The 22319-nt window shown below is 75.3% G+C and carries 18 protein-coding genes; 8 read left to right on the forward strand and 10 right to left on the reverse strand.

The window, feature by feature from the left end:
* Positions 1-196: 196 nt before the first annotated feature.
* On the forward strand, positions 197-1678 hold the full coding sequence (locus M8C11_RS22545) for a peptide MFS transporter (protein ID WP_252452813.1): 1482 nt from the start codon (positions 197-199) through the stop codon (positions 1676-1678).
* A gap of 6 nt (positions 1679-1684) precedes the next feature.
* Here M8C11_RS22545 and M8C11_RS22550 read toward each other — a convergent pair whose 3' ends face one another.
* The 3 genes from M8C11_RS22550 to M8C11_RS22560 are packed head-to-tail and all read right to left on the reverse strand — an operon-like array spanning position 1685 to position 4894.
* Complete coding sequence (locus tag M8C11_RS22550; RefSeq protein WP_252452816.1) at positions 1685-2275, reverse strand: pyridoxamine 5'-phosphate oxidase family protein; 591 nt, start codon at positions 2273-2275, stop codon at positions 1685-1687.
* Between the two features lie 60 nt (positions 2276-2335).
* Entirely contained in the window at positions 2336-3529 is a 1194-nt protein-coding gene (locus tag M8C11_RS22555) for a hypothetical protein (protein ID WP_252452819.1), read from the reverse strand.
* Between the two features lie 12 nt (positions 3530-3541).
* Complete coding sequence (locus M8C11_RS22560) at positions 3542-4894, reverse strand: MFS transporter (RefSeq protein ID WP_252452822.1); 1353 nt, start codon at positions 4892-4894, stop codon at positions 3542-3544.
* A 73-nt stretch (positions 4895-4967) separates the two neighbouring features.
* On the opposite strand from M8C11_RS22560, the gene M8C11_RS22565 reads away from it, so the two are divergent.
* The 4 genes from M8C11_RS22565 to M8C11_RS22580 are packed head-to-tail and all read left to right on the forward strand — an operon-like array spanning position 4968 to position 8351.
* Positions 4968-5630, forward strand: coding sequence for a TetR/AcrR family transcriptional regulator (locus M8C11_RS22565; protein ID WP_252452825.1), 663 nt, complete (start codon positions 4968-4970; stop codon positions 5628-5630).
* 54 nt (positions 5631-5684) lie between these two features.
* A complete protein-coding gene (locus M8C11_RS22570; RefSeq protein ID WP_252452828.1) occupies positions 5685-6992 on the forward strand; it encodes an NAD(P)/FAD-dependent oxidoreductase in 1308 nt (435 codons plus the stop codon).
* A complete protein-coding gene (locus tag M8C11_RS22575; RefSeq protein ID WP_252452831.1) occupies positions 6989-7831 on the forward strand; it encodes an SDR family oxidoreductase in 843 nt (280 codons plus the stop codon). The genes M8C11_RS22570 and M8C11_RS22575 overlap by 4 nt, the downstream gene beginning before the upstream one ends.
* Before the next feature lie 10 nt (positions 7832-7841).
* A complete protein-coding gene (locus M8C11_RS22580) occupies positions 7842-8351 on the forward strand; it encodes an NUDIX domain-containing protein (RefSeq protein WP_252452833.1) in 510 nt (169 codons plus the stop codon).
* Here the strand turns inward: M8C11_RS22580 and M8C11_RS22585 are convergent.
* The 5 genes from M8C11_RS22585 to M8C11_RS22605 all read right to left on the reverse strand — a co-directional run bounded on the left by M8C11_RS22585 (position 8348) and on the right by M8C11_RS22605 (position 17797).
* The gene (locus M8C11_RS22585) at positions 8348-10525 is read right to left on the reverse strand and encodes a glycoside hydrolase N-terminal domain-containing protein (RefSeq protein WP_252452835.1); all 2178 of its coding nucleotides are present in this window, start codon (positions 10523-10525) and stop codon (positions 8348-8350) included. The two genes, M8C11_RS22580 and M8C11_RS22585, sit on opposite strands and share 4 nt — an antisense overlap.
* Positions 10522-11547, reverse strand: coding sequence for a LacI family DNA-binding transcriptional regulator (locus tag M8C11_RS22590; RefSeq protein ID WP_252452837.1), 1026 nt, complete (start codon positions 11545-11547; stop codon positions 10522-10524). The genes M8C11_RS22585 and M8C11_RS22590 overlap by 4 nt, the downstream gene beginning before the upstream one ends.
* Positions 11544-13952, reverse strand: coding sequence for a beta-glucosidase (locus M8C11_RS22595; protein ID WP_252452838.1), 2409 nt, complete (start codon positions 13950-13952; stop codon positions 11544-11546). Before M8C11_RS22595 ends, M8C11_RS22590 begins: the two co-directional genes overlap by 4 nt.
* 237 nt (positions 13953-14189) lie before the next feature.
* Complete coding sequence (locus M8C11_RS22600; protein WP_252452839.1) at positions 14190-15386, reverse strand: ROK family transcriptional regulator; 1197 nt, start codon at positions 15384-15386, stop codon at positions 14190-14192.
* A 47-nt stretch (positions 15387-15433) separates the two neighbouring features.
* Positions 15434-17797 (reverse strand): TIM-barrel domain-containing protein, encoded by a 2364-nt coding sequence (locus tag M8C11_RS22605; protein WP_252452841.1) that lies wholly within the window; start codon positions 17795-17797, stop codon positions 15434-15436.
* A gap of 115 nt (positions 17798-17912) precedes the next feature.
* Between M8C11_RS22605 and M8C11_RS22610 the strand changes: the two genes are divergently transcribed.
* Positions 17913-19922, forward strand: a complete 2010-nt coding sequence (locus M8C11_RS22610) for a beta-galactosidase (RefSeq protein ID WP_252452844.1) — start codon at positions 17913-17915, stop codon at positions 19920-19922.
* Positions 19923-19936: 14 nt separating this feature from the next.
* Here the strand turns inward: M8C11_RS22610 and M8C11_RS22615 are convergent, their stop codons facing one another.
* Positions 19937-20566: a LysE family translocator gene (locus tag M8C11_RS22615; protein WP_256487306.1), complete on the reverse strand. Its 630-nt coding sequence runs from the start codon at positions 20564-20566 to the stop codon at positions 19937-19939.
* 205 nt (positions 20567-20771) lie between these two features.
* Between M8C11_RS22615 and M8C11_RS22620 the strand changes: the two genes are divergently transcribed.
* Positions 20772-21314 (forward strand): GNAT family N-acetyltransferase, encoded by a 543-nt coding sequence (locus M8C11_RS22620; RefSeq protein WP_120569921.1) that lies wholly within the window; start codon positions 20772-20774, stop codon positions 21312-21314.
* On the opposite strand, the gene M8C11_RS22625 is transcribed toward M8C11_RS22620, so the two are convergent.
* Positions 21309-21713 carry a YkvA family protein gene (locus M8C11_RS22625; protein ID WP_120569920.1) on the reverse strand — a complete coding sequence of 135 codons (405 nt, stop codon included), beginning with the start codon at positions 21711-21713 and terminating at the stop codon, positions 21309-21311. The genes M8C11_RS22620 and M8C11_RS22625 overlap by 6 nt on opposite strands.
* A 133-nt stretch (positions 21714-21846) precedes the next feature.
* Here M8C11_RS22625 and M8C11_RS22630 point away from each other — a divergent pair, with 133 nt between their 5' ends.
* Positions 21847-22317 (forward strand): DUF1992 domain-containing protein, encoded by a 471-nt coding sequence (locus tag M8C11_RS22630; RefSeq protein WP_120573781.1) that lies wholly within the window; start codon positions 21847-21849, stop codon positions 22315-22317.
* Positions 22318-22319 lie beyond the last annotated feature (2 nt).

Raw genomic sequence — 22319 nt, forward strand, 5'->3', positions numbered from 1 at the left:
TCTTCAGGTGTAACGACCGGTCACCGCTCGCCCATTCCCCGGCCCACGGCGGCAGGGCCGTACGCGGGTCGGGAGTATCAAGGGTAACCGGCCATGACAGCTGCCCGGCGGGGTCGTCCCCGGCCGGGCCGAATCGGTGGAGTGTTTCGCCTGTCAACGGGGATGTTACCCACCTGTTTGCGTGCCGGAGGTGACGATGAGCAGTGACGCGCCGGTCGGGGCCCGACCGCCAGCCGGGAAGACCTTCTTCGGTCACCCGCGCGCGCTGTCCACGCTCTTCCTCACCGAGATGTGGGAGCGGTTCAGCTTCTACGGCATGCGGGCGATCCTCGTGCTATACCTGACCGCGGCGGTCGCCGACGGCGGGCTGGACCTCGGCGAGTCCAGCGCGAACGCGGTGTACGGCACGTACAACGCCATGGTCTACCTGATGGCGCTGCCCGGCGGCTGGGTCGCCGACCGGCTGATCGGCGCGCGGCGCAGCGTGCTGTGGGGCGGCGTGGTGATCGCCGCCGGCCACTACGTGATGGCGATCCCCACCGGGTGGAGCGTGTTCGCCGGCATGGCGTTGATCGTGCTCGGCACCGGCCTGCTCAAACCGAACATCTCCACCATGGTCGGTGACCTGTACGAGCGCGACTCACCCCGGCGCGACGCCGGGTTCTCGATCTTCTACATGGGCATCAACCTGGGCGCGTTCATCGCGCCGCTGATCACCGGATTCCTCGGTGAGAGGATCAACTGGCATCTGGGGTTCGGCGCCGCCGCGGTCGGCATGACCTTCGGCGTGCTCCAGTACGTGCTGGGCCGGCGCAACCTCGGCGACGCGGGCGCCCGCCCGGCGGACCCGCTGCTCGGCGCCGACCGGCGGCGGGCACTGACCCGCATCGGCGTGGCGACCGTCGTGCTGCTCGCCGTCCTGCTGGTGCTGCTGGTGGCCGGCTGGTTCACCGTCGACACGGTGGTCAACCTGCTGACCGTGGTGACGGTGCTGGTGACTGTCGGCTACTTCGCGCGGATCCTCACCGACCGGGAGATCAGCGGCACCGAACGCAGCCGGATGAAGGCGTACGTGTGGCTGTTCCTGTTCGCCGCCTCGTTCTGGCTCATCTACGACCAGGCCGGGTCGGTGCTGAACATCTTCGCCGCCGACCGGACCGACCGCTCGGTGGGCGGGTTCACGTTCCCGGCGTCCTGGCTGCAGTCGGTGAACCCGATCCTCATCATCATCGGCGCACCGCTGGCCGCCGCGCTGTGGCTCAAACTCGGGCACCGGGTGTCCACGCCCACGAAGTTCGCCGTCGGCCTGGTGCTCAACGGCCTGTCGTTCGTGCTGATGGCCGCCGCCGCGCAGGCCGCCGTCGGCGGCGACCTGGTCTCACCGCTGTGGCTCGTCGCGGTGTACGCGATCCAGGTCGCCGGTGAGCTGTCGCTGAGCCCGGTCGGCCTGTCGGCCACCACGAAACTCGCCCCGGTCAAGTACGCCAGCCAGATGCTGGGCCTGTGGTTCCTCGCCACCGCCGTCGGCGACGCCATCGGCGGCCAGGTGGCACGGCTGGCCGACACCTGGTCCCAGCCGGTGTACTTCCTGACCTTCGGGCTGGCCTCGGTGGTGCTGGGCCTGGCCGCGGTGATGTTCACCCGCCAGATCCGGCACCTGATGGCCGGCATCCACTGACCGCGCTCACACCGCCGGCGTGGGCGGCAGCGGCAACGGCAGGCCGGGCAGCCCGTCGATGCTCGTGGCCACGTGGTCCTTGCCCGCGAAGTACGCGCTCAGCGACGCGTCGTCCTCCCGGGCGAACCGCCGCTCGTGCAGGTCCCGGTCGGCGTCGTAGGTCATGAACGGCACCGCGTAGCCGCAGGTGTCGCGGATCAGCTCGGCGTGCACCACGATGACCGCCCGCAGCCCGTGCGGACCCGGGTCGATGTCGGGGAAGTGGGTCAGCAGGCCGGGCCAGCGCGGATCGTCGCGGAACACCGGCTCGCCGCGCCCGTGCACCCGCACGATGTTGGGCGGGCCCGCGAACGCGCACCACATCAGCGTGACCCGGCCGTTCTCCCGCAGGTGGGCGATGGTCTCGGCGTTGCTGCCGGCGAAGTCGAGGTATGCCACCGTGTGCTCGTCGAGCACCGCCAGGCAGCCGCGCAGCCCTTTCGGGGAGAGGTTGACGGTGCCGTCAGCGGACAGCGGGGCGGTGGCGACGAAGAACATCGGCTGCGCCTCGATGAAGTCCCGCAGCCGGCCGTCGATGCGCTCGTATGTCTTTCCCATGCCCCGATCCTCGCCGCCGGCCCGGGTGTGGCGCTGCCCCGTTCCCAGCCCGTGGCCGCCTCAGCCGGTCCGCGTGCCCAGCCGCGCCAGTGCCGTGGCCAGATCGCTGACCTGGTCGGCGAGCTGCCCGGCGCGCCGCTGCGCGGCGTCCCGGTCCGCCTCGATCACGGCCGTGCGTGCGGCCAGTTCGGCCGCCCGGGCCTCCGCGGCGCTCACTGCCCGCCGCGCCTCGGCCAGCTCCGCGGCCAGCGCGTCCCGCTCGGCGGTACGGGCGGCAGCCTGCTCCACCGCGGCGGCCACTTCCGCACGGGCCCGCTCGGCCGAAGCGGCAGCTTCGGCGCGCACGCGCTCCAGTGCCGCCTCGGTGTCGACACGTGCCGCGTCGGCGCGGTCCCGCTCGGCCCGAGCCTGCCGGGCGGCAGCCGCCTGCGCGTCGGCCTGCTCGGTCGCGACCCGGGCCGCACGTTCCGCCTCGGCGGCCCGGCCCTGGGCGTCCTGCGCCTCGGCGCGCGCCCGGTCGGCCTCGGCGCGGGACTGTTCGGCCCGGTCCAGGGCCTCGGTGGCGGAGCGGGTGGCCCGCCCGGCGTCGGCCCGGGCGGTGTCCCGTTCGGCGGTCAGCTCGGCCGCCCGGCGGCGTTCGGCGTCGCGTTCGGTGCGTACCGTGCGCAGTTCGTGCCGCGCGGCGTCGCGGTCACGTTCGGCCTGCACCCGCAGCGCCTGCGCGGCGCCCGCCTCGGCGCGTGCGGCGTCGCGGGCGTCCTCGGCGGCGGTGGCCCGCTCGGCGGCGGCGGACGCGGTGGCCTGTGCCCGCTCGGCGCGGTCGGCGGCGTCGTCGCGTTCGGCGTACGCGGCGCGGGCCTGCTGCCGCTCGCGAGCAGCCGCCGCGGTGGCGTCCTCGGCCTCGCGGCGGGCCTCGTCGCGTTCGGCGTGCGCCGCCGCGACCTGCGCGGACGTCTCCGCGCGCAGCTCGGCGAGCTGGCGTTCCACACCGGCCGGTGACAGTTCGGCGTGCAGCGCCTCGGTGAGCGTCTCCACGATCTGGTCGAGCCGGTCCACCGCCTCCCAGGTGCGGGCCACCTGCCCGGGCAGGCCGGGGGAGTTGCGGTGGCGCATCCGCGAGTTGCGGGCGGCCCGCTGGCAGGCGCCGTCGTTGTCCCGGCAGTAGCGGAACGGGCGGCCCGCGCCGACGCGTTGCGGCACGTCGCGTCCGCAGTGGGCGCAGGGGCGGATGTCGGTGGCGGGCTCGGCGTCCATCGGGGGCGAAGTCTATCCGGCGGCGTCGGCCCGGGCCGCGCCGTCGAGGGTGTAGCGGCGTTGCAGCAGCACCGCGACCACCATCACGGCGGCGGGCAGCAGCCCGAAGCCGTAGCGCAGCGCGTCGAGCGCGGCCGGGGACTGGGTCACGCTCTGCCCGGCGGTCGAGGCCACGAACCCGCCGGCTGCGAGGCACAGCGCGTACGCGTAGGGGCCCAGCGCCGCGCCGGTGGCCTCGGTGGCGGTCCACACCCCGGTGTACGTGCCGGCCCGCTCGGTGCCGTCGGCCGCGCGGATCACGTCGGGCAGCATCGAGAACGGCAGCAGTTGCATGCCGGCGAACGCCACCCCGAGCACCGCCACGGCGGCGACCAGCACCGGCAGCCCGGCGGGCCGGCCGACCGCCAGCACCAGCGACCCGGCGGCGAACGCGACCTGCCCGGCGAGCAGGGCTCGTTGCTTGCCGATTCGCCGTGCCACCGCCAGCCAGCCGGGGGTGACCAGCAGCGCGGGCGCGACGAACGCGGCCACCAGCACCGTGGTGAGCCCGGGGCGGCCCAGCTCGTACTCGGCGTAGTAGGGCACACCGGCCAGCACCAGGTGGGTGGTGGTGGACATGGCCAGGTACGCGCCGACCAGCCAGCGGAACTGCCGGTCGCGCAGGCTCGCCGCCAGGGCCCGCCACCCGCCCGGGCCGTGCGGCGGGGCCGTGTCGGCGGCGGTGCGGCGCAACCGGCCGATCCCGGCGACGCCGACGAGCATCGCGGCGAGCATGCCGGCCGCCAGCACCACGCCCATCCGCAGGTAACCGTCGCGGGTGGCGTCGTCGCCACCGGCCAGCAGCGGCGCGAGCAGCCCGGAGACCAGGATGCCGAGCGTCAGCACCACCATCCGGAACGCCATCAGCCGGGTCCGCTCGTGGTAGCCGATCCGCAGGTCCGCCGGGGTCGCCAGGTAGGGCACCTGGTACGCGGCGAACAGCAGGTTGCCGACGACGAAGAACACCGCCACCCAGCCCGCGGCGGCGGCGCCGGTGAGGTCGCCGGGCACCGCGAACAGCGCGGCGAACGCCAGCGGCAGCACGCACCCGGCCAGCAGCAGTCGGCGGCGGTGGCCCCGGCGGGCCTGCTCGACGTCGCAGCGGTGCCCGATCCACGGGTGCAGCAGCACGTCGGCGATCTTCGGCAGCAGCAGGGTGAGCCCGGCCAGCCACGGCGCGACCGCCAGCACGTCGGTCAGGAAGTAGAGCAGCAGCAGCCCGGGCACGGTGACCCAGACGCCCATGCCGAGCGAGCCGGTGGCGAACCCGACGAGCGGGCCGCGCGGCAGGGTGACCGCGTCGGAGCGCTGATCCAGCCCGGTCATGGCGGTCTCCTGTCCTCGGGGCACGCCGCCCCCAATCCAACGGTTGCTGGATTGTAGGGGGAACAATGGCCGGATGACCATGCCTCGCCGCCGGCCGGGCCGGCCCCGCCGCGACGACCAGCGGCCGACCCGTGACCTGGTGCTCGCCGCCGCGACCGCGTTGTTCGCCGAACGGGGCTTCGACGCGGTGAGCGTCCGCGACGTCGCCGCCGCCGCGGGCGTGGACGCGGCCACCGTCGTGCACCACACCGGCACCAAGGCGCAGCTCTACGACGCCTGCTTCGCCCGGGTGTTCAGCGCCGAGCGGGAGGTCATCGAGGCGGCCGGGGAACGCGCCCGGGCGGCCCTGTCGGCCGGGCCGCCCGACGCGCTGCGGGCGCTGCACGACCTGGTCGACGTGTTCGTCGACTTCCTGGAGGACCGGCCGGAGACGACGGCGCTGTGGCTGCGCCGCTGGCTGGAGCCGCAGCGGCACGGTGAGCTGGACCGCCGTTACGCCGCGCCGCTGTACGGGCTGGTCGAGGAGCTGCTGGTGGCCGCGGCCGGGGCCGGCGCGCTGACCGAGCCGACCCCGCACGTGACGGTGCGTTCCCTGGTCTGGGCGGTGCACGGGCACGTGGTGGCGCTGGCCGCCGGGACCGGCTCGGGCGCGCGGGAGCGGCGCGAGTTCAGGGCGTTCGTGCACCGGTTCCTCGACGCGCTGTACGTCGGCGGCCCGGGAGACACCCGCCCTTGACGCCGGCCTCCGCTCCGGGGATTATCCATCGGTCGTTGGATTAAGGAGGCGGGCATGGCCGTACCGAGGGTCGCCGTCGTCGGCGCCGGAGCCGCCGGGCTGGCCACACTCAAGGCGCTCGCCGACGCCGGTGTCCCGGCGATCGCGTTCGAGGCGGCCGACACGCTTGGCGGCCTCTGGGTGTACGGCGCACCCGGCTCGCCCGCGTACCGGACGCTGCACCTGAACACCAGCAAGGGGCGCACCGAGTTCGCCGACCACCCGATGCCGGCGGACTGGCCCGACTACCCCGACCACACCCGCATCGCCGGCTACCTCGGCGGCTACGCCGACCGGTTCGGGCTGCGCGAGGCGGTACGGCTGCGGCACACCGTCGAGCGGGTCACCCGCGCCGGCGACGGCTGGCGGGTGCGCGCCACCGGCCCGGACGGCCCGGTCGAGGTCGACGTCGAGGCGGTGGTGGTCGCCAACGGGCACAACCGGGTGCCGAAGCGACCCGAGCCGTACCCGGGTGAGTGCACGGCCGAGCAGATGCACAGCCACGACTACCGCGGCCCGGAGCAGCTCGCCGGGCGCCGGGTGCTCGTGGTCGGCGGCGGCAACTCCGCCATGGACATCGCGGTCGACGCCTCGTACGCCGCCGCGCGCACGCTGCTGTCGCTGCGCCGGGGCGTGTGGGTGGTGCCCAAGTACCTGCTGGGCCGCCCGTCGGACACGCTCAACGGCGCGCTCGCCCGCCGGCTGCCCTGGCGGCTGCGGCAGCGGATCAGCCAGACCATGATCACCACCGCCGTCGGGCCGCCCACCCGGTACGGGCTGCCCGCACCGGCGCACGGCTTCCTCCAGGACCACCCGACGCTGTCCGACGCGCTGCTGTCCCGGCTCACCCACGGCGACATCCAGGCCCGGCCCGGCATCGCCCGCTTCGACGGCGACCGGGTCGAGTTCACCGACGGCCGCCACGACGAGGTCGACCTGGTCGTCTGGTGCACCGGCTACCGGGTGGAGATGCCGTTCCTCGACCCGGCGCTGCTCGGCGACGGCGCGGACCGGCTGCCCCTGTACCGGCACGTGTTCCACCTGGACGCGCCCGGGCTGGCGTTCGTCGGGCTCATGCAGTCCACCGGCGCGGCGTTCCCCCTGGTCGAGGCGCAGGCCCGGCTGGTGGCCGCACGCCTGGCCGGCACCTGGGCGCCACCGGACGCGGCCCGCCAGGCCGCCGCCTGCCGCGACGAACTGCGCGCCGCCACCGCCCGGTGGGGGCAGCGCCGCCCGCACATGCGCGTCGACTTCGACGTCTACCTGGCCGAGCTCGGCCGCGAACTGGCCGTCGGCCGTCGCCGCGCCGGAGCGGCACGATGAGCGCGCCGGGCCGGACCAGCGGGCTGGCCGGGCGGCGGGTGCTGGTCACCGGCGCCCGGGGCACGTTCGGACAGCACCTGGGCGCGGCGCTCACCGCCGCCGGCGCGCACGTGGTCGGGCTGGACCTGCACGCCGACGCCGACGCCACACCGCCGGTGCTCGGCGTCGACCTGACCGACCCGGCCGCGACGCCACCGGCGGTGGCCGCCGCCGTCGACCGGCTCGGCGGGCTGGACCTGCTGATCAACAACGCCGGTGTGGGCGGCCCCGCGCCCGCCGAGCTGCCGCCGGACGAGGTGGTCCGCCGCCAGATCGAGGTGAACCTGCTCGCCGCCTGGCGGACCACCGCCGCCGCCATGCCGGCCCTGGAGGCCGCCCACGGCCGGGTGGTCTTCGTGGCCAGCCGGATGGCCGTGCTGCCGCTGCCGCTGGCCGCCGCGTACGGGGTCAGCAAGCGGGCGCTCGTCGCGTACGCCGACGCACTGCGCCACGAGGTCGGCACGCACGTCGGCGTCAGCGTCGTCTACCCCAGCATGGTCGCCTCCCCGATCCACGACAGCACGGTGGCGGCCGGGCTGTCGCTGAGCGGGGTGTCGCGGCCGGAGCCGGTCGAGGGCGTGGTCGCGGCGATCCTGCGCGCCGCCACCGCCCGGCGCGCGCCACGGGACGTGGCCACCACCCGGCGGGGCCGGATCGAGATGGCGCTGGCCCGGCACGCTCCGGCGCTCGCCGACCGGATGGTGCGCCGTACCGTCGCCGGGCGGCTGGCCGCCGGTGACCTGGACGGCGCGGCGCTGGCCGAGGGCATGGTCCGGCGGCACGGGCAGGCCCGCCGGTAGCCTGCTCGCCATGGCCGTCTCGCCCTACATCGCCCGGCTGCGCCGCCACGTCGGCCACGACCTGCTGATGCTGTACGGCGTCAGCGGCGTGGTGACCGACGACGCGGGGCGGGTGCTGCTGGCCCGCCGGGGCGACAACGGCCGATGGTCCGTTCCGGCGGGCACCGTGGACCCGGGCGAGCAGCCCGCCGACGCGCTGGTGCGGGAGGTCCACGAGGAGACGGGCGTGGCGGTGACGATCGACCGGCTGGCAGGTGTCGCCACCCACCCGGTGGTCTACCCCAACGGCGACGCCTGCGAATACCTCAACGTCTGGTTCCGCTGCCGGGCGATCGGTGGAGCGCCGACGGCCGACGGCGACGAGTCGCTGGCGGCCGCCTGGTTCGCGCCGGACGCGCTGCCGGACCTGGACGACTGGGCGCGGCTGCGGATCGGCACCGCACTGACCGACGACGCCCCGCCCTGGTACGCGGCGCCGGGGGAGAGGCACCCGGCGCTGACCCGCCCGGACAACCTCTAGCCGAACGCCACCTCGTACGGCCGGTCCGGGGTCAGCGCCACCGCACGGTGACCGCCCGGCGCGTGCACGACCACGCGCTGCGCCACCGGGGACACCAGCCGCGCCCGCACCCGGCCCGGCGCCCAGGTCAGCTCCTCGACGGTGACCCGGCCCCGGCAGGTGATGCCGCGCAGCGTGCCGGCGGGCAGGCCGGGCGGCGGCGCGGGCAGCAGCCGCAGCGTCCCCGGGCGCGACTGGACCAGCGACTCGATCAGCACCGCCGGCAGCGCGTGCGCGGCGTCGGCGTTGTACGTGGTCCGGCCCGGGTTGTGGGCGCTCATCAGCGACCGGAAGAACATGTCCGCGCCGAGGATCTTGCGCAGGTTCGCCGCGACCAGCTCGCCGTCGCGCAGCCGGGCCGCCGCCAGCGCCCGGTGCAGGCTGCCGTGCGCCGACCGGTTCTCGTCGCCGCGCAGCGTCAACGCCCGGTGCGCGGCGACGGCCAGTTCCGGGGTGTCGTCCGGGTTGATCTCGTCGAGCGGCCACACCGGATACAGGTGGCTGACGTGCCTGTGGTCCTCGTCGCCGGTGCTGCCGGGCCACGCCCACTCGGCCAGCGCACCGCGCCCGTCGACCAGGTAGTCCGGCGCCCGCACCCCGGCCCACCGGTCGCCGCCGATCACCTCGGCGGCCAGCCGCAGCGCGTGCCGGGCCGCGGCGACGTCCATGGTGGCGTTGACCGCGACGGGCGCGGTCCGGCCGGTGTCGTCGTACGGGCCGGTCTCCGGCGAGTACGACGGCACCAGCGCGGGACGGCCGTCCACGACGGTCAGCACGTCGGCGAAGAAGTCCGCCACCTCGGCCAGCCAGCCGGCCACCTCGCCCAGCGGCTCACCGGTGACCAGGTGGTGTTCGTACAGCGGGTGCAGCAGCCAGTCCGCGCCGGCCAGCCACGCGGTGAACGGCCACTCCGGGTGGACGTGGAACAGGTGCCCGTGCTCGCCGTCGGTGCGGCTGGGCGCCAGCAGCCCGCGTGCCCCGTGCACCGCGCGGGCGTTGGCGCGCCAGTGGTCCACCTGCGCGGCGACCAGCCGGGCGTGCGCCGCTGTGACTTCCGGCAGCGCGCCCACGTTCGCGCCCGCGAGCTGGAGGTTCAGGTTCGCGTCGGTGGTGAAGTCGCCGGCCCACGCGGCGTCCCAGGAGCCCAGCCACAGCCCGGTCAGCCGGGGCGGCAGCACCCCGCTGGCGCTGAACAGCAGGTACCGGCCGGAGTGGAAGAGCCGTTCCAGCAGCGCCGGGTCCAGCCGGTCCGGCGCGGCGGCCTGCCGGGCCAGCAGCTCACCGACTGGCAGCGCCCGGTCGGCGGCGGGCACGCCGAGGTCCAGGCCGACCCGGGTGTACGGGCCGTGATGGCGGGGCACGTGCCGGGCCAGCAGCTCCTCGTAGTTCCCGGCGAGCGCGGCGAGCCGCCGCTCCGAGGCCCGGGTACGCCAGGGCGGCGCGCCGGGCCGGTCGACGAGCGTGGTGAGCAGCGCCGGTCCGCGTACCCGCACCCGGTCGCCGTCGACGCTCGCGTCGCCGCGCAGCAGCGTCAGCCCCTCGAACCCGTACGCGCCACCGGCGTCCGGGTAGCGGGCGCGTACCCGCAGGAACACCAGCCCGTCGCGGCGGTACGCGGCCTGCTCGTACACCACGTCGGCCGGTCTGCCGGGCAGCTCACCCGTCACCTCGACCACGCAGTCGCCCTGGTCGAGGTGGAGTACCGCGACGCCGTCGGCGCGGGACGCGAAGCAGCGCCGCCGCCCGTTCCGCCACTCGACAGTCACCTCCCCGGTGGTGAAGTCGGTGTCACGCCGGTAGCCGCCTACCGGTCCGGGCGGCGCGTCGACGGTGAGCGCGAACCCGGGGTGGAACGACTGGGTCCACTCCAGCTCCCGGCCGCCGGTGAGCAGCCGGGCCGCCTCGGCCCGTCGCCCGGCGAGCACCAGTGCGCGGATGTGCGGCATCCGGCCGGCCAGCTCGGGCGCGCGGGCGTGCCGGGTGCCGTTGGGCAGGACGAGCCGGTGGTGGTTCACCACGATCCGCTCCGCGTGCGGCCGTCCGGGGACCATCAGGCCCAGCTCGCCGTTGCCGGTGAGGAACGCGTCGGTCCAGTCGTCGGCCGGCGCGGTGTCGTGGATGCGGTGCGCCGTCACCGTCCGGTCCCGGCGCTGGTGTCCCGCACGGTGAGGTGCGGTTCCAGCAACGTCACCTCCGGCACCGGCTCGCCGCTCAACCGCCGCATCAGCAACGCCACCGCCTGCCGGCCGACCTCCTCGGCGGGCACCGGCACGCAGGTGAGCCCTGACTGTTCGGCCAGCTCGTCCGGGCAGATCGCCACGACGGACACGTCGCGGGGCACCCGGCGGCCCAGCAGCGGCAGCGTGGCGAGCACCGGACCGACCGCCGACTCGTTCTGCACCACCAGCCCGGTGACGTCCGGGTGGTCGGCGAGCAGCGTCTCCAGGTCGCGGCGTACCGCCGCCGGTCCCTCCTCGCAGGGCCGGGTCACCGCGTCGACGCCGAGTCGCTGCGCGGCGGCGCGTACCCCGGCGCGGGTGCGGTGGGCGAATCCGGTGCCCCGGTCGTAGACCGCGGCGGGCGCGCCGAGCAGCGCGACGCGCCGGTGCCCGGCGGCGGCCAGGTGTTCCACGCACAGCTCACCGGCGCGCCGGAAGTCCAGGTCCACGCAGGCCAGTCCGGTGCTGTCGGCGGGGTGCCCGATCAGGACGCCGGGTAGGGCCAGCTCGCGCAGCAGCGGCACCCGGGAGTCCTCCAGCTCCACGTCCATCAGCAGCACGCCGTCGACGAGCGCGCTGCCGGCGATGCGGTGCAGCCCGGCCGGTCCCTCGTCGGCGGTGACCAGCAGCACGTCGTGGTCGTGGCGGCGGGCGGTGGTGACCACGGCGGTGGCGAAGCGCATCACCACTGGCACCTGCATGCCGGTACGCAGCGGCAGCACCAGCGCGATCACGTTGGCCCTGCGGCTGGCGAGCGCGCGGGCCCCGGCGTGCGGGTGGTAGCCGAGCGCGCGGACGCTGGCCAGCACCCGGCTGCGGGTGGTGGCCGAGATGGTGCGTTTGCCGCTGAGCACGTACGACACGGTGCTGGCCGCCACCCCGGCATGGCGGGCCACGTCGGCGATGGTGACCTGCTCGCCAGGGGCCCGGCCGGTCACCGGGCCGTCCCGAAGCTGGTGCCCGCCGGCTCGGCTGTGGCGTCGCCGCCGGTGACGGTGAGCGCGCCGGCGAGCCGGATGTCCCGCGCGGACCGGCCCACCAGCACCGAGTGGACGGCGTCCTCCACCACCATCGCGGCGCGGGTCTCGTCCCACCAGGCCAGGTCGGCGGTACGAAGACGCATCGTCACCCGGGCGGCGCAGCCCGGGTCGAGCGTGACGCGGGCGAAGTCGCGCAACTGCCGCAGCGGCTGCTTGACCCGGGAGCGCCGCTGCCGGGTGTAGAGCTGCACGACCTCGGTGCCCGGGCGGCGGCCCGTGTTGGTGACCTCGACGCTCACCTCCACCTCCTCGCCGGCGCGCGCCGTGGCGGTGCTCAGCCGGAGGTCAGCGTAGTCGAACTCGGCGTAGCTGAGCCCGTGCCCGAACGGGTACAGCGGCTCGCCCCGGTGGTAGAGGTAGGTGGCGTCGGCGCCGATGACGTCGTAGTCGAGCAGGTCGGGCAGTTCGGCGGCGTCGGCGTACCAGGTCTGGGTGAGCCTTCCGCCCGGGTCGGCGGCGCCGAGCAGCACGTCGGCCAGCCCGTTGCCGTGTTCCTGTCCGCCGTGGGCGCTCCACAGCACCGCCGGCAGGTGCTCCTGGGCCCAGCCGGCCGCGTACGGGTAGCTGCTGGTCAGCGCCAGCACGGTACGCGGGTTCGCGGCGTGCACGGCCCGCAGCAGCTCCGCCGGGCCGGTCGGCAGCGCCAGGTCGGCCCGGTCCTCGGTCTCCCGGCCGTTGACCATCGGGTGGTTGCCGAGCACCACCACGGCCACGTCGGCGGCGGCCGCCAGCGCGGCGGCCTCGGCGGCCCCGTCCACGAGCAGCGTCACTGTGAACACGGCCGGGTCGCCGGTGGCGACGCTCAGCCGCCCGTCCGGTGCGACGCCGACGTGCCGGCCGGTGGCCAGGTGGTGCAGCAGCGCGGTGCCGTCGGGCCGGTGGTGCAGGCGGAACGTCTCGCGTACCACCCAGCCGCCCGGTCCGTCGCGGTCGGCCACGAGCGCCCCGGTGTCGTCGGCGCCGACGTACCGGCCGGTGCCGACGGCACGCAGCGCCACCACGTCGCGCCCCCAGTCGACGACGTCGAACTCGGCCGGGCCGTCGCCGAGCGCCAGCGGGCCGTCGCCGTCGTCGCGTACCGCCCGGTCACCGACGTGCAGCGTGATCCGGTCCGCGCCGGGATGGGTGGTCACCTCGGGCAGGCGTCCGAGCAGGCCGGCGTACGCGCTGGCGGTGTACGGCGGGGTGCCGCTGTACCAGTCGGTGAGCACGGTGTCGGCGAGCGGGCCGAGCACGGCGACGCGCGTGCCGGGCCGCAGCGGCAGCAGGCCGTCGTTGCGCAGCAGCACCACCGACTGGCGGGCGGCCTCGCGGGCGAGTTCCCGGTGGGCGAGGCTGTCGAGCGTGTGGGGCGGCACGTCGTCGTGGGGATCGGGGTCGAGGTCGCCCAGCCGCGACCGGACGGACAGGATCCGCCGCACCGCCCGGTCCACGTGGGAGACGTTGACGAGCCCGCGCGCCAGCGCCTCGGTGAGACGTTCCACTGTGGGGGTGCTGTCCTCGTCGTCCTCGGTGAAGCTGTCGATGCCGGCGCGCAGCGCGGCGGCGAACCCGGCCACGTGGTCGGGCAGGTACTCCTGCACGCCGGCGATGTTGCCGACCGCACCGGCGTCGCCGACCACCATGATCTCGTCGTCGGCGTAGCCGCGCAGCTCGCCCTCGATGAGCGGGCTGAGGTGCGACGGCACGCCGTCGACCAGGTTGTACGACGCCATCACCGCCACCGCCGCGCCGGCCGCCAGCGGCGCGCGGAACGCCGGCAGCTCGTACTCGTGCAGCACCCGCGGCGGCAGGTCGCTGGAGGTGGTGGCCCGGTCGGTCTCGTTGTTGTAGCCGAGGAAGTGCTTGAGCGTCGGCGCGGTCCGCAGCCGGATCGGGTGGTCGCCGCGCAACCCGAGCGCGTACGCGGTGGCCAGCCGGCCGGTCAGCCACGGGTCCTCGGACCAGCCTTCCTCGTTGCGTCCCCACCGGGGGTCGCGCAGCGGGTTGACCACCGGCGCCCACACGTTGAGGCCGACGCGGTCGGGGTCGGCCCGGTGCTTGACACGTACCTCGTCGCCGACGGCGGCCCCGACCGCCCGGATCAGGTCCGGGTTCCAGGTCGCGGCCAGGCCGATCGCCTGCGGGAAGACGGTGGCCGTGCCGAGCCACGCGACGCCGTGCAGCGCCTCGGTGCCGGTGCGGAACGCGCGCAGGCCGAGCCGGGGCACCGGCGCCTGCCACTGGTGCAGCAGGCCGAGCTTCTCCGGCAGCGTGAGCCGGGCCAGCAGGTCGTCGAGACGGTGGGGGACGGGGTCGGTCATGGTGGGCGCCTCCGGTCGGCGTACGTGTTGCCGCTCGTCCGTCGAAGCGCTTCGACGGACGAGCCGGTGATGCGGCGTCGCGCACGCGAAAAGGGGTGGTGGGGGTGCGGCGGTGTCGGCCCGGAGCGGTGGTGAAGCGCTTCGACAACCGCCGAAAAACACGCCGCTTCGCAGGTTGCCCGGTCCCGGACGCGGCGCTACCGAGGTTGGCACCTTCCGGCCGGTGCGGTCAAGGGGTCATCCGGCGGGCAGGCGCCCGGCCTCCACTGTGGCCAGTGCGGCGGTGGCTCCGCCCAGGGCCCCGGCCGCCGAGCCGAGCGTGCTGGCCTCCAGCCGCACGCCGGGCGGGACGGGTGTGCGGGCCGCGAGTTCGGCGTGGGCGGCCGGCAGCAGCCACGGCGCGAGCGCCGCCAGGTGCCCGCCGACCACCACCACCTCCGGGTCGAGCAGCCCGGACAGCACCGACGCCGCCTGCCCGAGCAACCGGCCGATCTCGGTGAGCCCGGTCCGTACCGGCTCGTCCCCGGCGCGGGCCAGGGCCTGGATCCGTTCGACCTCCGGCAGGTGGTCGGTGACCGGTCCGGCGCCTGGCAGCAGGCGGCGGATCACCGCGTCCACGCCGAGCAGCGCGGTGAGGCAGCCGCGCCGCCCGCAGTCGCAGGCCGGTCCGTCCGCGGCCAGGGGCAGGTGCCCGACGTCGCCGGCGAAGCCCCGCCCGCCGCGCAGCAGCCGGCCGCCGCTGATCAGGCCCGCGCCGATCGCCGGGCCGCCGGTGAGGTGCACCAGGTCGGTCGTGGCGGCGTACGGGCCGTGCCGCCGCTCGGCCAGCACCGCCAGGTTGGCCTCGGTGTCGACGGCGACGGGGAAACCCCTGTCGCGTAGCGCGCGACGCACCGAAGCGGCCAGCGGCACGCCGCGCCAGCCCAGCGCGGGTGCGGCCGGCACGTCGCCGTCGGGGTCCACCAGCCCGGGCACGGCCACGGTGAGGCCGAGCACGGTGCGGTCGGTGCCGATCCGGGTGACGGCACGGCGGATCAGCGCGACGAGCGCCTTCACCGTCTCCTCGGGACCGGCGGTCGCGGCGGGGAACGCGCGCCGCCAGGTCAGCACCGGGTCGCCGCCCAGCCCGGCGGCGACCGCGACCAGTTCGTCAGCGCCGATGCGCAGGCCGAGCCCGGCGTAGCGGGAGCCGTCGAGGACGAGCATGGTGGCCGGGCGGCCCACCCGGTTCTCGGTCAGCCCGGTCTCCCGCAGCAGGCCGTGCTCGATCAGCTCGGCGACCAGGCTGGAGACGGTGGCCTTGTTCAGCCCGGTGTGGGCGGCGACGTCGGCCCGGGAGCAGGGGGCGTGGCGGCGGACGTGCCGGAGCACCGCGGCCCGGTTGGTCACCCGCACGTCGCCGAGGTCGGCCGTCGGCCGGTCGATGCTGATCACGTACTGCCCGCCTCCTGCGCCCGGCCCGAGTTCGGCTACAGCTTAAACTAAATGGGCGAGATTCCGGCCGGGCGGTCCCGGCCGCCGAACCACGGCGCGAACGGCGTCACCGGCATCGGCTCGCCGTCGAGCACCACCCGGCGCGGCGGGTCCGTCCCGACCACGCTGACCCGCCGCACGTCCAGCGGCCCGTCCACGCGTACGCGCAGCGTGTCGCCGTCGCGTACCGCGGTGACGGTGGTGTCGCCGTCGGGATCCCGCACCACGCTCACGCCGTCGACGCCACCCCAGGCCACGAGCGTGACATCCCGGAACGGGCCGGTCCCGACCGTCGCCGCGGGTGCCACGGTGGGGATCAGCGCGCCGTGGCGCACGTACAGCGGCAGCCGGTCCAGCGGCACGCGTACCCGCAGGTGCCGGCCGCCGGGGTGCCGCTGCCCGGTGTACGCGTCGAGCCAGTCGTCGCCCGCCGGCAGGTAGACGGCGCGTTCGCCGGACGGGTCGAGCACCGGCGCCACCAGCAGATCCGTGCCGAGGCGGTACTGGAGGTCGGCGGTCCAGGCGGCCGGGTCGTCCGCGGTGTCGACGAGCAGCGCCCGCAGCATCGGGCCGCCGGTACGGGCGCTCGCCACCGCCGCCGACCAGAGGTACGGCAGCAGCCGGTAGCGCAGCCGCAGCGCGTCCACCGCGTGCCGTTCCGCCTCGGGCGGGAACTCCCACGGCAGCCGGCTCGTGGTGCCGTGCAGCCGCACCAGCGGGGAGAGCGCGCCGAACTGGGTCCAGCGCACGTACAGGTCCGGCTCGGGGGTGCCGTGGAAGCCGCCGGTGTCGTGACTCCAGAACGGCACCCCGGACAGCCCGTGGGACAGGCCGCCGCGCAGCGTGCTGGCCATGCCCGGCCAGGTGGCGTTGACGTCGCCGCTCCACTGGGCGCTGTGCCGCTGCCCGCCCAGGTACGACGAGCGCGCCCACACGGTGCGGTGCCCGGCCACCTCCTCGGTGGCATCGGCTACCGCGTCGTTGAACAGCAGCGCGTACACGTTGTGCAGTTCGACGCCGGTCATGCCGTTATGTGCGACCGCGTCGGCGGGTACGCCCTCGGCGAAGTCGGTCTTGAACACGGCGACGCCCTGCGCCAGCAGTGGCCGCAGCAGGCCCTGGAACCAGCGCACCGCGGCCGGGGCGGTCAGGTCCACGATGGCGCATTCGGGGTAGCTGCCGTGCCAGGTGTCGGCGACGTACGTGCTCCCGTCCGGCCGGCGCAGCAGGTACCCGGCGGCCTCGGCCTCGGCATAGAGCGGGCTGCCGGTCATCAGGTACGGGTTCATCCACAGGCACACCCGGAAGCCCTGCTCGGTGAGGTCCTTGAGCATGCCGTCCGGGTCGGGGAAGGCGTCGGCGTCCCAGCGCAGGTCCGACCAGTGCCCGGCGACCTGCCAGTAGCAGTCCAGGTGCAGCACGTCGCAGGGGATGTCCCGCTCGCGGATGCGCCGGGCCCGTTCCAGCACGCGCTGCTGGCTGTCCGGGAAGAAGCCGGACGAGATCCACGCGCCGAACGCCCACCTCGGCGGCAGGTACGGCCGTCCGGTCAGCGCGTCGAGCCGGTCGAGCACCTGCGCCGGGGCGGGTCCGGCCAGCACGTAGTAGTCGAGCAGGTCGTCCGGGACGAGGATCTGCACGCTGCTGTGCGTGCTCGCGCACACGTCGAACTGCACCGGCAGCCCGCTGTCGACCAGGACGCCGTAACCCCTGTCGGACAGGTAGAACGGCACGTTCTTGTGCGAGCGGTCGGACTCGCCGCCGAAGGCGTCGAAGTTCCACATCAGCGGGCGCTGGCCACGCTTGTCCAGCGGGGTGAACTTCTCGCCGAAGCCGACGAACCGTTCGTCGCCGGGCGCGACGAAGCTCTCGTGCCAGGCGACCGGCTCGCCGTCGAACGTGGAGCGGCCGAGCGGCAGCGTGCGGCGGCGGCCGCTGATGTCCCGGGTACCGCCGTCGGAGGCCAGCAGCAGCCGCCCGTCGGGAGTGAGGAACCGCAGCCCCCACGGGTCCAGGCGCAGCTCGGCGACCACACCACCGGCGCCGACCCGGACGTGTCCGTCGGTGACGGTCACGGCTGCGGGGTGCGGCTGCGGGTGGACCAGTGTCAGCGCGGCCGCGGACCGGCTGCGGACCGAGAGGTCGTCGGCGAGGCGTACCCGGATGATCCCGTCGCCGGCGGCCTCGACCCGCGCGACCAGCGTGCGGCCGGACGCGCAGGTCGCGGTGAGGGTGACCCCGTGCGCGTCGGTCGCGGCCACAGCGGCCCGCAGCACGTCGTCGGCGCCCTCCTCGCCGGGGGCGCGGACCGGCAGGTCGGGCGGGTCGGCCACGAACGTCTCGTACGGGACCAGCGGCGGGCGGTACGGCATGGGCGTCTCCTCGCGGCGTCCACGGGCGGTCCCGCCAGTTTCTTTGGAAGCCCAACTAACTGTCAATGATCGACGGCATTGACTTTCCTTCTCACCTGTTCCTATTTTGGCCGGGATGACAACTAAAGCGCCGTGGGACGACGGCCGTCTCTGCTACGGCGGCGACTGGAACCCGGAGCAGTGGCCGCCGCGTGTGTGGCGCGAGGACGTCGCCCTGATGCGCGCCGCCGGGGTCAACCTGGTCACCGTCGGGGTGTTCGCCTGGTCCCGGCTGGAACCCGAGCCCGGCCGGTACACGCTCGACTGGCTCGACCGCGCGCTGGACCTGCTGCACTCGGCCGGCATCCGGGCCGCGCTGGCCACCCCCACCGCCTCGCCGCCGCCCTGGTTCTCGCTGCGCCACCCGGACGCGCTGCCGGTCACCGCCGACGGCGTCCGCCTGACCCACGGCAGCCGCGACACCTACTGCGCCGCCGCGCCCGTGTACCGCGAGGCCGCCCGCGGCATCGCCGGGGTCCTCGCCGCCCGCTACGCACACCACCCGGCGCTGGCGCTGTGGCACGTGCACAACGAGTACGGCACCACCTGCCACTGCCCGCACGCCGAGGCGGCGTTCCGCCGCTGGCTCACCACCCGCTACGGCGACCTCGACGCGCTCAACGACGCCTGGGTCGCCAGCTTCTGGAGCCAGCACTACTCCGACTGGGCGCAGGTCGGCACGCCGCGCGCCACCCAGTACCTCGCCAACCCCGGCCAACTGCTCGACTTCCGCCGCTTCTGGTCCGACACGCTGCTGTCCGCGTACACCGAGCAGCGGGACCTGCTGCGCGCGGCGAACCCGGCCGTGCCGGTCACCACCAACTCCGTGCTCGGCGACTGGGTGCCGGTCGACCACGCCCGCTGGGCGCGCGAGGTCGACCTGGTGGCGATCGACCACTACCCGTCCACGACCGACGCGGGCGCGGAGGAACAGACCGCGCTCGCCGCCGACCTCGCCCGCGGCTGGGCCCGCCACGGCGCCGGACGGCCGGTGCCGTGGCTGCTCATGGAGAGCGCGCCCAACCAGATCCACACCGCCGGGCGGATGCACACCAAGGAACCCGGCCGGATGACCCGGCACAGCCTCGCCCACGTCGCACGCGGCTCCGCCGGAGTGATGTTCTTCCAGTGGCGCGCCCCGGCCGGCGGCGCGGAACGCTTCCACTCCGCAGTGGTGTCGCACGCCGGGGCGGACACCCGCGTGTTCCGCGAGGCCACCGACCTAGGTGCCGCGCTGGGCCGGCTCGCCGGGACCGCGCCGGGCCGCGTCCAGGCGGCCGTGGCCGTCGCGTACGACGCGGCGAGCGGCTGGGCGCTGCGGCACCCGGGGATGCCCCGCGACGGACTCGACCACCCCGGCGAGGTGGCCGCCGCGCACCGGGCGCTGTGGCACGCGGGCGTCACCGCCGACATCGTCCCGCCCGGCAGCCCGCTCGACGGCGCCCGGCTGCTCGTGCTCCCCGCCCTCTACCTCGCCTCGGACGCCACAGCCGACTGGGTACGCCGGCACGTCCACGGCGGCGGGCACCTGCTGGTGACCTGGCTCAGCGGCGTGGCCGACGAGCACGCCCGGGTGCGCCTGGGCGGCTACCCGGGGGCGTACCGGGACCTGCTCGGCGTGCGCGTGGAGGAGTTCCACCCCCTCGCCGACGACGAACAGGTGCCGCTGACCGGCGGCGGGACCGGCCGGATCTGGTCGGAGACGGTGCACCCGGCCGGTGCCGAGACCATCAGCGCGTACGCCGGGGGAGTGCTGGACGGCCGGCCCGCTGTCACCCGCAACCGGGTCGGCGACGCGTACGCCTGGTACGTCTCGACCCGCCCCGACGACGACACCTACCGGCGGCTGCTCACCGAGGCGGCCCGGCTCGCCGGTGTGACCCCTACCTGCCCCGGCGCGCCCTCGGGCGTGGAGGCGGTACGTCGGCACGACGCCGACGGAAGCCTGCTCTACCTGCTCAACCACACCGACCAGCCGCAGCGGTTGCCGGTCACCGGGCTCGACCTGCTGACCGGCGCGACGGTCGACGGCTCCCTGACGCTGGAGCCGGGCGGAGTGGCGGTGCTACGCGAGGCAGCGCGCTGATGCGCGTACCCCGGTCAGGGGGTGGCGACGGCGGCGCGGGAGCGGTCGGCGGCGATCCGCACCGCGAGCGCCGCCAGCACCGTGCCCATCACGTACCGCTGCAGGCGCGCCCAGCCCGGCCGGCGGGTGAGGAACGCCGACACCGAGCCGGCGCTGAGCACGATGAGCGCGTTCACGGTGAGCGCCACGACGATCTGGGTCAGGCCGAGCAACAGACTCTGCACCGCCACGTGCCCGCGCGCCGGGTCGACGAACTGCGGCAGCAGCGACACGTACAGGATGGCGATCTTCGGGTTGAGCAGGTTGGTGACCAGGCCCATGGTGAACAGGCGCCGGGGCCGGTCGGGCGGCAGCGGCGTCGGGGTGAACGCCGACGTGCCACCGGGGCGCAGCGTCCGCCAGGCCAGCCACAGCAGGTACGCCGCGCCGGCCAGCTTCACCGCCGTGTACAGCGGCGGGACCAGCACGAACACGGTGGCGATACCGGCCACCGCGGCGGCCAGGTAGACCAGGAAGCCGGCCGCCACGCCGAGCAGCGACACCAGCCCGGCCCGCCGCCCCTGCGTCACCGACCGCGACACCAGGTAGACCATGTTCGGCCCGGGCGTGAGCACCAGACCGAGCGCCACCAGGGCGATTCCCATGACTGCGCCGACAGTGACCACATCGCCTCCCCGCTCCCGCCTTCCCGGACCCTACGCCCACCCGCCGCCCCGCACTGTCCCCTCCCACCGTCACTGCGTCGATCATGAGGTTGGCTGCCGCTGGCGTCCGATTTGTCACCGCCAACCTCATGATCGCCGGAGCAGGGGGCGGTGGTGCCGGTGTTGCGGCGGTGATACTTGCGGCATGTCGATCGTGCTGTCCGCGCCGGCCACCCCGACCGCGCCCGCCCTGCTGCTGCGTCCGTGGCGCGACGGTGACGCCGACGCGCTGATCGAGGCGTACCGGGATCCGGTGCTGCGCGCCTGGACCAGTCATCCGGTGACCGGCCCGGCGCAGGCGCAGGTGTTCCTGCGCCGCAGCCACCAGGGCTGGGCCGCCGGGCACCGGTTCATGTTCGCGGTGCTGGAGGGGGAACAGGTGGTGGCCTGCGTGGTGCTCAAGGACGTCCGCCCGGGCCGTCCGGCCGCCGAGGTCGGCTACTGGACGGCCGCGCCGGCCCGGGGCCGGGGCGTCGCGCCGCGCGCGGTCGAGGCGGTCACCGCGTGGGCGTTCGCCCGGTTCGCCGCCACCGGGCTGACCCACCTGGAGCTGCTGCACCAGGTCGACAACCCGGCGTCCTGCCGGGTTGCGGAGAAGAGCGGGTACGCGTTCGCCGAGGTGCTGCCGGCCCGCCCGCCGTTCCCCCGGGACGGCCACCGCCACGTCCGCCACCGGCCGGTCTCATGACGAGGAAGTGACAGTGCCGCCGATCAGGCGCAGCAGTAGCCGCGGCTCGCCCGGCCACGCGTCGAGCAGCACCTGCCGGGGCATCTGCCGGGCGGCGTAGCGCAACGCGAGCGCCACCACCACGATGTCGTCGAGCGGGCCGATCACCGGCAGGAACTCCGGGATCAGGTCGATCGGGCTGGCCACCCAGAGCCCGGCGACCACGATCGCGACCCGGGCGCGGCGGGGCACCCGCGGGTCACGGCGCAGCCGTCGTACGGCGGTCACGCAGTCGGGTACGAACGCGGCCAGATCGCGCAGGATCCCCGGCGGCAGGCGCCGGGCCAGCAGCACCAGCACCGCCCAGCTCGCGACCAGGCAGGCCGTCGCCACAGCGAGTCCGATGAGCCAGTCGCGCACGCCGTCACCCCTTTCCGTTTCCGGTGGCACGCTACGCGGCGTCCCCGCCCGGCGCGCGGGAACAGTCGGGCCCCGCACGACGCTGAGTCTTGTCGGACGGCGGCGGATACCGTGGGTACGGGAGGTGACGGCGGTGACGACAGGCTGGGAGGCCGCGGTCGAGGCGCAGATCCGCTCGGCCCAGGAACGCGGCGAGTTCGACAACCTGCCGGGTGCCGGCAAGCCCATCCCGGGGCGCGACATGCCCTACGACGAGGGCTGGTGGATCCGCAGCTTCATGGAGCGCGAGCAGATCCCGTCCGACCTGCTGCTGCCCACGCCGCTCCAGTTGCGCCGCCGCATCGAACAGCTCCCGGCCGAGCTGCGCGACCTGCCCACCGAGGAGGCCGTCCGGTCGTACGTGGCGGCGCTCAACACCGAGGTGGTGGCCTGGCTGCGTACCCCGACCGGGCCACGCGTGGTGGTCCGTCCGGTGAACGTCGAGGAGGCGGTGCGCCGCTGGCGTGCCGATCGGGACCGCGGCGCGCCGGCCGTCACGGCACCGGAGCCGCCCCGCGCCGACCCGGCCCGCCCGCGCCGCCGCTGGCGCTGGTGGCGTCGCTGAGA

This window comes from Micromonospora sp. CPM1, from assembly GCF_023896895.1.
In the GTDB taxonomy this organism is placed as follows: Bacteria; Actinomycetota; Actinomycetes; order Mycobacteriales; family Micromonosporaceae; genus Micromonospora; species Micromonospora tulbaghiae.